The sequence below is a fragment of the Rhodopirellula halodulae genome (assembly GCF_020966775.1).
Lineage (GTDB): Bacteria > Planctomycetota > Planctomycetia > Pirellulales > Pirellulaceae > Rhodopirellula > Rhodopirellula halodulae.
In genome coordinates this window covers 1,739,224-1,749,145 of record NZ_JAJKFV010000029.1, presented here as the reverse complement: position 1 = coordinate 1,749,145, position 9,922 = coordinate 1,739,224, and the positions used below count along the sequence as shown (strand labels likewise).

Annotated in this window: 16 protein-coding genes; 2 read left to right on the top strand and 14 right to left on the bottom strand. The window is 55.0% G+C overall.

The features are described from left to right. Positions 1-235: 235 nt before the first annotated feature. The 7 genes from LOC70_RS19300 to LOC70_RS19270 all read right to left on the bottom strand — a co-directional run bounded on the left by LOC70_RS19300 (position 236) and on the right by LOC70_RS19270 (position 5,055). On the bottom strand, positions 236-592 hold the full coding sequence (locus LOC70_RS19300) for a hypothetical protein (RefSeq protein WP_230255616.1): 357 nt from the start codon (positions 590-592) through the stop codon (positions 236-238). Between the two features lie 269 nt (positions 593-861). Continuing rightward, positions 862-1,647: a hypothetical protein gene (locus LOC70_RS19295; protein WP_230255615.1), complete on the bottom strand. Its 786-nt coding sequence runs from the start codon at positions 1,645-1,647 to the stop codon at positions 862-864. A 169-nt stretch (positions 1,648-1,816) separates the two neighbouring features. Then, positions 1,817-2,311 (bottom strand): macro domain-containing protein, encoded by a 495-nt coding sequence (locus LOC70_RS19290; protein WP_230255614.1) that lies wholly within the window; start codon positions 2,309-2,311, stop codon positions 1,817-1,819. A gap of 164 nt (positions 2,312-2,475) precedes the next feature. Beyond that, the gene (locus tag LOC70_RS19285; RefSeq protein ID WP_230255613.1) at positions 2,476-2,856 is read right to left on the bottom strand and encodes a hypothetical protein; all 381 of its coding nucleotides are present in this window, start codon (positions 2,854-2,856) and stop codon (positions 2,476-2,478) included. Between the two features lie 832 nt (positions 2,857-3,688). After that, on the bottom strand, positions 3,689-3,970 hold the full coding sequence (locus LOC70_RS19280; protein WP_230255612.1) for a hypothetical protein: 282 nt from the start codon (positions 3,968-3,970) through the stop codon (positions 3,689-3,691). Positions 3,971-4,130: 160 nt separating this feature from the next. Further along, entirely contained in the window at positions 4,131-4,562 is a 432-nt protein-coding gene (locus LOC70_RS19275) for an SMI1/KNR4 family protein (RefSeq protein WP_230255611.1), read from the bottom strand. A gap of 136 nt (positions 4,563-4,698) precedes the next feature. Beyond that, positions 4,699-5,055, bottom strand: coding sequence for a hypothetical protein (locus tag LOC70_RS19270; RefSeq protein WP_230255610.1), 357 nt, complete (start codon positions 5,053-5,055; stop codon positions 4,699-4,701). 59 nt (positions 5,056-5,114) lie between these two features. Here LOC70_RS19270 and LOC70_RS19265 point away from each other — a divergent pair, with 59 nt between their 5' ends. Next, positions 5,115-5,288 carry a hypothetical protein gene (locus LOC70_RS19265; RefSeq protein WP_230255609.1) on the top strand — a complete coding sequence of 58 codons (174 nt, stop codon included), beginning with the start codon at positions 5,115-5,117 and terminating at the stop codon, positions 5,286-5,288. A 95-nt stretch (positions 5,289-5,383) separates the two neighbouring features. On the opposite strand, the gene LOC70_RS19260 is transcribed toward LOC70_RS19265, so the two are convergent. From LOC70_RS19260 to LOC70_RS19245, 4 genes are all read right to left on the bottom strand, one after another. Then, a complete protein-coding gene (locus tag LOC70_RS19260; RefSeq protein ID WP_230255608.1) occupies positions 5,384-5,815 on the bottom strand; it encodes an SMI1/KNR4 family protein in 432 nt (143 codons plus the stop codon). Between the two features lie 164 nt (positions 5,816-5,979). Beyond that, the gene (locus LOC70_RS19255) at positions 5,980-6,330 is read right to left on the bottom strand and encodes a hypothetical protein (protein WP_230255607.1); all 351 of its coding nucleotides are present in this window, start codon (positions 6,328-6,330) and stop codon (positions 5,980-5,982) included. Positions 6,331-6,489: 159 nt separating this feature from the next. Beyond that, positions 6,490-7,131 carry a pentapeptide repeat-containing protein gene (locus tag LOC70_RS19250; RefSeq protein WP_230255606.1) on the bottom strand — a complete coding sequence of 214 codons (642 nt, stop codon included), beginning with the start codon at positions 7,129-7,131 and terminating at the stop codon, positions 6,490-6,492. A gap of 142 nt (positions 7,132-7,273) precedes the next feature. Then, the gene (locus LOC70_RS19245) at positions 7,274-7,771 is read right to left on the bottom strand and encodes a hypothetical protein (protein ID WP_230255605.1); all 498 of its coding nucleotides are present in this window, start codon (positions 7,769-7,771) and stop codon (positions 7,274-7,276) included. Between the two features lie 258 nt (positions 7,772-8,029). On the opposite strand from LOC70_RS19245, the gene LOC70_RS19240 reads away from it, so the two are divergent. Further along, positions 8,030-8,326 carry a hypothetical protein gene (locus LOC70_RS19240; RefSeq protein WP_230255604.1) on the top strand — a complete coding sequence of 99 codons (297 nt, stop codon included), beginning with the start codon at positions 8,030-8,032 and terminating at the stop codon, positions 8,324-8,326. An 87-nt stretch (positions 8,327-8,413) separates the two neighbouring features. Here the strand turns inward: LOC70_RS19240 and LOC70_RS19235 are convergent, their stop codons facing one another. From LOC70_RS19235 to LOC70_RS19225, 3 genes are all read right to left on the bottom strand, one after another. Beyond that, positions 8,414-8,698, bottom strand: a complete 285-nt coding sequence (locus tag LOC70_RS19235) for a hypothetical protein (RefSeq protein WP_230255603.1) — start codon at positions 8,696-8,698, stop codon at positions 8,414-8,416. Positions 8,699-8,856: 158 nt separating this feature from the next. Further along, entirely contained in the window at positions 8,857-9,273 is a 417-nt protein-coding gene (locus tag LOC70_RS19230; protein ID WP_230255602.1) for a hypothetical protein, read from the bottom strand. Positions 9,274-9,436: 163 nt separating this feature from the next. Next, the gene (locus LOC70_RS19225) at positions 9,437-9,889 is read right to left on the bottom strand and encodes a hypothetical protein (protein ID WP_230255601.1); all 453 of its coding nucleotides are present in this window, start codon (positions 9,887-9,889) and stop codon (positions 9,437-9,439) included. Between the last annotated feature and the right edge of the window lie 33 nt (positions 9,890-9,922).

Genomic DNA, 9,922 nt, shown 5'->3' with positions numbered 1-9,922 from the left:
TAAATGGTGTGTTCGTCGTCAAACCGGTTGAGGCTAGCCAGCAGTTCAGAGAGATTCATGGAAAGCTAGGGTCTGACAACGGAAGGTTTTTACGACACCGCCCTGAACGAAGCGAACGATGCCTGAACTGCGAGAAATTGTACCAATGCCAGCCCGCGTTGACAAAGTTGGAAGGTGTGCCGAAGGCCTAGCATAAAACCATGTTGTCCGCCAGTTTAGGCCGAGCGATCCCGGTTCATGAATGGGTACATGCCGACTGGTGATGGATGCCCAGCAGAATCTGAAATGGATCGCCGCTGGCACGATAGGTGGCGATCAAGACATAGGGAAACGTGAACATCCCGCCAAGGAAAACGCTGAGAAACGCAAAGAGATGTCCCTTTGCAGTGAAACCTTCCCGCCATGAAATCCAAGTTGCGCCAAGAAATAGGTAAACCAAGAAGTCGGTGTCGAACTGCGACCGCCAGTTTAGCGCCACCAAATCGTGGATCGCGACGGCTGGCCAGTTGATACCCTGTTTCAGCAAGGCCAAGACGGTCATGCCATAGATCAAGACTGTCGAGAAGATTAAGAAAGCTCGCAATGTTTTCATCAGCGCGGCAGTTTTCTGGCGGACAACGGAAGGTTTTTACGACACCGCCCTGAACGAAGCGAACGATGCCCGAACTACTGGAAATTCTACCAAGGCCAGCGAGCGTTGCCAAACATCGAAGGTGTGCCGAAGGCCTAGCGTAAAAACCATGTTAGACGCCGCGGACCATCAGTGGAAATGTGCGTAGTAGTATGCACGGTTTGTTGTCGAGTCAAATACAGCATAGACGCCGCGATCCTCGAACGACCAAGAGTAATGGAGGCCTTTGTTCACCGTGATCGAATCCGGCCCGCTAAGCTCGGAAGAATAGGCGTTGTATCGAGTGATCGAAACCGGAGTGATGATTGGTTCGAGTTTCGTATTTGACGCATCCGATTCAATGGAACCGATGCCGTCAGCCACCCATTTACGAAATGAGGTTTCGTCAACGGTGAATTCATAGGCGATCGTACACGAAATCCTTGGCAGAATGAAACATTGGTGGCGCTGGCAGGAAGGCCAAAAGGAGCGTCGGCGACAGAGACGTTCTCCGCGTACCGCGGTGGAGTAGACCGGATAAACGATGCGGTCAAGCCGGTCAGCACAGAGATGGCGGCAACCGCAGTGAGAGCCTCCTGCAGAGAAAATCGCCATGCAGCGTCCGTCGTAGTTGGTGGCAAATTGTTGCGCCAGCGCAAATTAAGCCATCCGCCGAAAAGGCCAACAGTGGCAACCCCCAACATTGGCAGTAGCAGGCCGAACCAAGGTAGCTCGCCGCTGCCCATCGCGATTTCGCCAAAGGTTGTTGCAAAAGCGAACGCTGCGAAACCTCCGACGATGAATAAGAGTATGGCGGCCGTGAGTGCAGCAGCGGCCACGCCACGGAAGGTCGCACGATACTGCTGGACCGCAAGTGCCGCCGGGAGCGGAAGAATAATCGCACCACCGATCAGCGAGCATGGGTCCCACGTGACGGTAAATGCCGCGAGAGCAGCGGAGACGAGGAAAAGCGAGAAAGCGATAACCAGTACCGACGTAGCGATAAGCAAGGCTGTCGGTTTTGGTGATTCGGTCATGAACTACAGATGACTAGCGGCGTCTAACAGAAGGTTTTTACGACACCGCCCTAAACGAAGCGAGCGATGCTTGAACTATGGATGACTCTACCAGCAGAGGGAGGCTTGAACAAACGACAGCGGTGTGCCGAAGGCCTAGCGTAAAAACCATGTTAGGTGCCCCGATGCACTACGTTTCGGCTGCAAGCACAGAGTTGATGATCCCTGCATTCTCGTCAGAGCGAACCACAATCGTGACGGTCTCAATCGGGAATCGGCACAATACGGAATCCGCGAATGCACGGGCGAAAGCGTCAATCGTCATTGGGCCGTAGCCAGTCGCGAGCGTCGGCATGGCAACGGATGTTGCGCCGATAGAAACCGCGAGACCGAAAGCAGCCACAAGGGTGTCAGCGACGATCTGGTGCGATGAATCGTAGAACGGGTCGATTGCAACCGCGTGGATGATGTGGGAAAACGGCAAAGCACCGGCGGAAGTGCGAACAACCGATGTGGCGGGAATCGCGGATTCACTGATGGATTCGAGGTGTGCGCGAAGTTCGGATTGAATGTCAGGTTCACGTGCGCGTATAGCACCGTTAACGCCGCCGGACATATTGAGCCACGGGTTAGCGGTGGAGATCAGGACGTCAGCCGAAGCATCGAGGACGTCGCCAACGGTCACCACCACATTCATCTAGGGTCACCTAACGGAAGGTTTTTACGACACCGCCCTGAACGAAGCGAACAATGCCTGAACTACGGAACATTGTACCAAGGCCAGCCCGCGTGGCCAAACGCGGAAGGTGTGCCGAAGGCCTAGCGTAAAAACCATGTTGTGCGGCTGCGCTACGATTGACGTTCAATCGCAGCAGACGCGTCGCCCAAATACGCCTCAAGGTCACCAGACGATTCAACCAATTCAGTCGCCATCTGCATGGGGGCGATCCGTGCCGAACCATGACGGGGAAATTGCCCAACGACAAAATGGGCGAACCAGCTGGAGTCAGGGTTGTCGTCAACGAACCAGCAGCCTGAGTAACGGCAAACGAAGTATTCGCCAATCAGGTATCCAACACGGGTGGCGAGCCAAACATGGTCGTCACGAGAAAGTTCGGCGGCGTTCTGTGCGGCAACCCATTGGTTGATTGGCGGAACAAAAGGCGTTGGATCGTTGAGCACGAGGTGAGGGTCAGGAAGTTCCAGCGACGTGCAAAAGTCAACAAGCACGGGGAGTCGTTCCGCATGGAATGCGTCGAACTGGGCACGACGGCGCGACAGCTGTTCAGATTGAGTCGGGGTCAGGTCGGCCATCAAGTGAGAGATTAGTCCGCACAACGGAAGGTTTCTACGACACCGCCCTAAACGAAGCGAACGATGCCTGAACTACGAGAATTGTACCAAGGCCATGGCCCGTTGCCAAAGAGCCAAGGTGTGCCCGAAGGGCCTCAGCGTAAAAACCATGTTGTCCGCCTCTGAAGTGGTGTTAGGCCAGCTAGTGCCAGAGTGTTGTCGCAACGATAACTACGATCGGGCTGAAGAACGCAATGGAGAAACAAATCGAGTAGACAGTCCCGAACCGTGATGATTGTCCTGTGGGTTCGTCCTCTGGAATTATCCACTGGCTTGCGCGGGTAAAGCAGAATGCGGCCAGTAGCGGGAGACCAACAAAGTACGCGACTACGGAAGCAAGTGATGCTGGGAAAACCCAGAGAAAGCACCACCGGCTGTGCCCGTGAGCAACAAGGGACTTGCACCAAGGTATCGCCAATCCGACGGCGCATCCAATGAACGCGATCAATAGCAGGAATTCGACCTCGCCACCGAATCCGCGGCGTTGGATGTGGCGTTTCATCGAAAACCTGAGGCGGACAACGGAAGGTTTTTACGACACCGCCCTGAACGAAGAGAACGATGTTTCAACTACGGAAATTGTACCAATGCCAGCCCGCTTTGCGAAAGAGCGAAGGTGTGCCGAAGGCCTAGCGTAAAAACCATGTTGTCAGACCCGCGAACTACCAGAAAGCTAACCATTCGGTGAAGCTTGCAAGCCGTCCGCGCATCAGGCGTCATTCGTGAGGTATTCAAGGAACCGTTGGACGCATGAAGCGTGATCGGTCACGGAACCAGCAGATGCGAGTAATGATCGGCAACCATCGAAGGTCTCGCGAGCATGCCAGACGTCCATGAGTTCACGCATCCCATCAAAGGGAACGCTGTCATCGTCGGGCGGCTCCGCGACATCGACCGCCGAGTCGGCGCACGGTTCGCGATCCGCGGAAATGTAAATGGTGTGTTCGTCGTCAAACCGGTTGAGGCTAGCCAGCAGTTCAGAGAGATTCATGGAAAGCTAGGGTCTGACAACGGAAGGTTTTTACGACACCGCCCTAAACGAAGCGAGCGATGCTGAACAACGAGAAATTGTACCAAAGCCAGCGAGCGTTGCCAAAGGACGAAGGTGTGCCGAAGGCCTAGCGTAAAAACCATGTTATGTGACCGGTGAACTACGGAGCCGCTATGCGCTGGGCGAAAGCGTCAACCGAATCCGCGAAGGGCAGCGAAGTGTCGTCGGACATGCCAATTGTGGGAACCATGAGTACGGCGTCGTCGTCACGGCGAGAATCGAATGCGAAAAGCTCGCCACCGCCGTTTGATCCGAACGCGAAGAATGAAGGGGCGAATCGGGGCAGCATGTAATCCGCGTTGAATTGCACAACGTCAGCCGCCTCCCATAGGTCGAGGTAACTGCCATCGTCGCCGTTCAAATCAGGGATGTCGGCCTCGCCGCCGTTGGCGGCGCGAAGCAGGTCGAGGTATGCGGACGGAAGGGGGAACGATGTGGCGTCGGTGAGCGCACGGATGTCGTCGTCGGATGCCCCAGTGTTGGCGAAAACCCACCGGGAGAGGTTGGCAGCGATGATGTCACCGATAGACATAGGTCACATAACGGAAGGTTTTTACGACACCGCCCTAAACGAAGCGAACGATGCCTGAACTACGATAAATTGTACCAAGGCCAGCCCGCGTTGACAAAGTTGGAAGGTGTGCCGAAGGCCTAGCGTAAAAACCATGTTATGTGCCCCGTCGCGCTACGGGAAAGTTCCAATTCTCTGGAAGATCGGCCCCGCAAAGATCACAGACGAACCAGCCATCCTTGACGATGTTCCGTTCGTTGCAGGCCGGACAAAGGCGAAACACAACACGTGTCGTGAAATCATCAGGTCGATCCACCGGAATAGCGTCCAGCGCTGCAGCAACAGTCGGCCACGATTCAGGTTCGGGGCAAAATCCAGTAGATTGGTTGGTGATCTCGGAAACGTCGCCATCGGAAAACGTGATTTCACCAGCGGAAAGCACAGGGCCACCAGCAGCACAGGCGACATGTTCGGAGCGGCGCGGCGCAAGCAAAAGCGTGCCGCCAACATTCACGGTAAACGTCGCAATCAGTGAACCGTCCGGTTCGGCGTCCGATGAACGAGACGCGATCCATGCCGAAAGATCAACAACGCAACGGATCGGTGTGCCAACGGGCGAAGAGGCAATCGCGGAATCGCGAATATCGGCTGGCCCAACGTATTGATATTGCCGAGGAGCCATTCGATCAGGGGCACATAACGGAAGGTTTTTACGACACCGCCCTAAACGAAGCGAGCGATGCCTGAACTACGGAAGATTGTACCAAGGCCAGCGACCGTTGCCAAAGGACGAAGGTGTGCCGAAGGCCCCAGCGTAAAAACCATGTTATGTGACCGGTGAGCTATGCTGCCGCTATGCGTCGGGCAAACGCGTCCATTGAATCGGCGAACAGCATACCGTCATCATTAGACATGCCAATTGCTGGAAGCAAGAACACGGAGTCGCCAGAAATGCGTGTGTCGAACGCAAAAAGCTCGCCACCACCATTCGAGCCAAACGCGAGGAACGCCGGCGCGTATTCGCGAAGTTCGTAGTCAGCGTTGAACGGAATCACCTCAAATGAGGCCCAAAGCACGAGATATGATTCGTCGCTGTTGCCGTCCGCGGCGATCTCGGCCTCGCCACCGTTGGCGGTTCGCAGCAGCGAAAGGTAGGTGTTCGCAAGTTGATGCGGCGATGCAGTCGTTAACGCGTTAATGTCGTCATCCGTGGCACCGGCGTTCGCGGTAATCCAACTAGGAAGGTTTGCGTCAGTGATTCCACGGATAGACATAGGTCACATAACGGAAGGTTTTTACGACACCGCCCTGAACGAAGCGAGCGATGCCTGATCTACAGAAATTGTACCAAGGCCAACGCCCGTTACCAAAGGACGAAGGTGTGCCGAAGGCCTAGCGTAAAAACCATGTTGTGTGCCACGGACCATAGGGGACGCGGTTAGTACTCCTCGCCCTCGTCGCCCACAACACGCGCCCCGAAATGCTCAGCGATCTGTTTCATTTTGGCGATGATCTCGTCGTCGGGATTCTTGACGACGACATTGCCGCCGCGAAAGTCGAACCACGCACCACAGTCGTCATCCGGCAATTGGGAGTAGGCGGTCCAGACTGCCAACCCGTCGTTTTCATAACGGAGAACCGCCTCACCGTCGACCTTGGCTTCGGCGTGGCCATCGAGACGCATCTCGGCGTCCGATTCAATGAACGCGAGCCATTCCTCAAGCGTGATCGGCGTGTCATCGCCGTCGAACCATTCTTCGGCGCGAGTGATGTGAAGGTCGTAACCCATGATTCGCTAGTGGCACACAACGGAAGGTTTTTACGACACCGCCCTGAACGAAGCGAACGATGTCTGAACTACGGAAATTGTACCAAAGCCAACGAGCGTTGCCAAAGATCGAAGGTGTGCCGAAGGCCTCAGCGTAAAAACCATGTTGTGTGCCACGGGTCACCACGAAACGGCATCCACTATCGTATCGGCCAAACCGTCACGATCTGGGGAATCGCCCATGAATTTTGAGCGATAGAGCGATCCGCGACCAAAGGAGTTGTCACCGAATTTGCAGTCCGTGAACGTGCAGTTGGTAAGGTGTGCGGATTTGAGATTGCAACCGGTGAAGTCGCAGTTTGTGAATACGGATTGATCCGCCGCAGCGTTGTTGAGATTGCAAAACGAGAAATCAACATCGATGAACGGGCCACCAAGTTTGGCGTCACGTAGGTTGGAGCTAGCGAACGAACAATTTGTGAATTGCGAGTGAAGGTTGGTATTGAATTTGGTCTGGCGGAAAAGGCAGTCGTCGAAGGTGGAGTAACCGCCGAATTGGCCGAAACCCTCAAACGTTGCGGCGTCAAAGCAAACACGGGAGACAGCGTAGTAGTTCAGTTGTGCGACGAGAGATATACCACGAAGGTCAGCGTAAGAATTGCCGTCGATGTCGATTGAGTTGGCAAGCGATATTGCGTCCAGATCAACCCGTTGATTAGGGCGTTTGAACGCCCATTTGCACAACGTTGCTCGGATGGTGTCAAGCGTCGCGCCGTCCCAGCGGTCGCGAAGATCATGCAATTCGGTTCGCGACAGTTTCATACGCTAGTGGCACACAACGGAAGGTTTTTACGACACCGCCCTAAACGAAGCGAACGATGTATGAACCATGAGAGATTCTACCATCAGAGGGCGGCCTGAACAAACGACAGCGGTGTGCCGAAGGCCTAGCGTAAAAACCATGTTAGCCGCCAGTGTGCAAGTGGAAGTGCTCAATCAGAGTTACGGCATCCTTTTGTTCAACACCGGTGAAAGCGCCGGATTTTGCAATAGTGTATAGCACTGATTTAGCCACGCCACATTCGGCGGCGAGTTTGTTGTACGTGAGCGGTGAATCGGAGATGTGCTGTTGGACGCGTGCTGCGAACCGTGAAATCGCAGCATATTCAACGATCTTGAACGTGAGATGGTCGAGAATAGACTCGGGTCGATAGTGGTCTACGTCGCATCGTACGTGAGCCGGAAAAAACGTAACGTCATATTTCGCGTTGGCGCGAGCAGCGCCCGCAGTGGTCGCGATGCGAACAACGTCGGCGGTCGGAGGGGTACGGAGTTGTGATTCGACGTGATCGACTGGAAAGTCGTCCACAGGGGCAGAAGCCAGTGTCAGTTTCAGCGAGACGTAAGTCGGACCAGTGATATGAAGCGTTGAGTAGACATCGTTTTCGCGATGAACCTTCATTGGTCTCTGGCGGCTAACGGGAGGTTTTTACGACACCGCCCTAAACGAAGCGTACGATGCCTGAACTACAAGAATTGTACCAAGGCCAGGGCCCGTTGCCAAAGAGCCAAGGTGTGCCGAAGGCCTAGCGTAAAAACCATGTTGTGTGACGCTGAAGCACCGTAAAGGTCACGATTCGTGAAAGGCCGCAAATGCAGCAGATTCAAGGTCACCATCGCCGGTGATCGCTGCCCCAGATTCATCGCGAAGATCGTACGATTGTTGGACGTCGCCAATCGAAGCACCGCCGTCAAGCCCAACGAGCAAGTTGTACATGGCGTCAGTGAGCGCACCGTCGAGAATCTGGCGCAAGGTTGCGAGCTGGGCGTCATCAAGGTCGAGCGAGGCAATCAGCTCGCCGACGGCAGTTTCAGCGGCGGGATCGAAGAATGCGGCGACCATGGCGTCCTTGTCGGCGCGACAGAGGCGTGCGAAATCGTCAGCATTCATGAGAGCCTGCGTCACACAACGGAAGGTTTTTACGACACCGCCCTAAACGAAGCGAACGATGTCTGAACTACGAAGATTGTACCAAGGCCAGCCCGCGTTGACAAAGTTGGAAGGTGTGCCGAAGGCCTAGCGTAAAAACCATGTTGTACGGCCCTACGCGTTGGGGAGCACGATCCGTGAACCAGCAGGGATGGCGGATTTGGTTGTGCCATCGAATGTGCAGACGAATCCCGGTGCACGAGGCGGCCGAGCATGGATCAGCGGATGTGAAATGCACGCGGTCATGGGGACGCGATCGCCAGACGGCGACACCACCACGACGTCGAGATCGAATGGGGCGGAGCGGCCAGCGAAATCGTGGAAGAACTCGTCGGCAACCACGACACGCCCTTCGGCGAGTTCAAACACGCGAGTCGCGGTTACCAGTTCGGTGTCCATCTGAGTGATCTGGGCCGTACAACGGAAGGTTTTTACGACACCGCCCTAAACGAAGCGAACGATGCCTGAACTACGTGAAATTGTACCAAGGGTATGGCCCGTTGCCAAAGAGCCAAGGTGTGCCGAAGGCCGCAGCGTAAAAACCATGTTGTGCGGCGTTAGTGTGGGAAAACGTTGCTATCGGCGCGTTGCGCAATAAGTTCGCCAAACTCGTAGCCAGCATCAGTCTTGGTGTATGGCAGAAGACAAGTGACCGGTTGGTCCTCGTGATGCTCGACCGTGACGCTAATGGCGTCGGTTTTCGTGGTGCCATCGAGCGAAACGCGAACATCTGAGATCAGTGCAGTGGATTTGTAGTCGCCAGCGGTCGCGCCAGATTGAAAGCCGCGAAGAAGCAGGTCGATCACCTCTTGTGATGGTGGATGCTCGTCGCCAGTGTAGCCCTGTGTATGCGCGATACTGCCGTCCGGAGCCATGGTGACGCCGAACGGGAAGAATTCGCCGTTCTTTTCGAGGAAGTGAATTGCGACCTGAAGACCTTCGTCGAGCAGGGCGTCCATATCTGGGTGTGCCATTTGTGAAAATCTCGTCCGCACAACGGAAGGTTTTTACGACACCGCCCTGAACGAAGCGAGCGATGTTTGAACTAAGAAGATTGTACCAAAGCCAGCGAGCGTTGCCAAAGAGCGAAGGTGTGCCGAAGGCCTAGCGTAAAAACCATGTTAGCGGACACGTGAACTACGGTTGATGCTGGCGAAGGTAGACGGCATCAAGTTCGACGATATTTTTGGATACGAGTCCACGATATTCACCCAATGCGACGAGTATCTGAGAGTCAATGGCACCAGTACGGGCCAACCGACGTTTGAGTTCAGAGCAACATCGAGCGAGTTCGTAAAGCGGCCGATTTCCGGGTGAATACGAACCGACCTCAGCGAGAGTCGACATCACTGTAGTCTCGAACGCCTCGGCATGTGCGGACAGAGCCGCAAAATCAAAATCTGGCGGCGGTTCGTCAAAGAGTGGTGAATCGTTGAACGCAGATAGCAAATCGCGGAAGCGATCGACCTCGGAAGGTGAACGTTTCCATTGCGGGATGGGATGCGGCGCAATGTAAGTCAGAAGGTAACGTTGATCGGCCAATACGCTCGTGTCCGCTAACGGGTTTCTGGACGACAGGGTGTCGTCCATGCTTGGGAATGGGAGGGATTGGGTGGACGATCT

Excerpts from the sequence above, each read along its gene's own strand:
- LOC70_RS19255 (WP_230255607.1), bottom strand. The coding sequence starts at position 6,330 with ATGGGTTACGACCTTCACATCACTCGCGCCGAAGAATGGTTCGACGGC.
- LOC70_RS19300 (WP_230255616.1), bottom strand. The coding sequence starts at position 592 with ATGAAAACATTGCGAGCTTTCTTAATCTTCTCGACAGTCTTGATCTAT.
- LOC70_RS19250 (WP_230255606.1), bottom strand. The coding sequence starts at position 7,131 with ATGAAACTGTCGCGAACCGAATTGCATGATCTTCGCGACCGCTGGGAC.
- LOC70_RS19230 (WP_230255602.1), bottom strand. The coding sequence starts at position 9,273 with ATGGCACACCCAGATATGGACGCCCTGCTCGACGAAGGTCTTCAGGTC.
- LOC70_RS19235 (WP_230255603.1), bottom strand. The coding sequence starts at position 8,698 with ATGGACACCGAACTGGTAACCGCGACTCGCGTGTTTGAACTCGCCGAA.
- LOC70_RS19295 (WP_230255615.1), bottom strand. The coding sequence starts at position 1,647 with ATGACCGAATCACCAAAACCGACAGCCTTGCTTATCGCTACGTCGGTA.
- LOC70_RS19260 (WP_230255608.1), bottom strand. The coding sequence starts at position 5,815 with ATGTCTATCCGTGGAATCACTGACGCAAACCTTCCTAGTTGGATTACC.
- LOC70_RS19265 (WP_230255609.1), top strand. The coding sequence starts at position 5,115 with ATGCCGAAAGATCAACAACGCAACGGATCGGTGTGCCAACGGGCGAAG.
- LOC70_RS19280 (WP_230255612.1), bottom strand. The coding sequence starts at position 3,970 with ATGAATCTCTCTGAACTGCTGGCTAGCCTCAACCGGTTTGACGACGAA.
- LOC70_RS19245 (WP_230255605.1), bottom strand. The coding sequence starts at position 7,771 with ATGAAGGTTCATCGCGAAAACGATGTCTACTCAACGCTTCATATCACT.
- LOC70_RS19225 (WP_230255601.1), bottom strand. The coding sequence starts at position 9,889 with ATGGACGACACCCTGTCGTCCAGAAACCCGTTAGCGGACACGAGCGTA.
- LOC70_RS19275 (WP_230255611.1), bottom strand. The coding sequence starts at position 4,562 with ATGTCTATCGGTGACATCATCGCTGCCAACCTCTCCCGGTGGGTTTTC.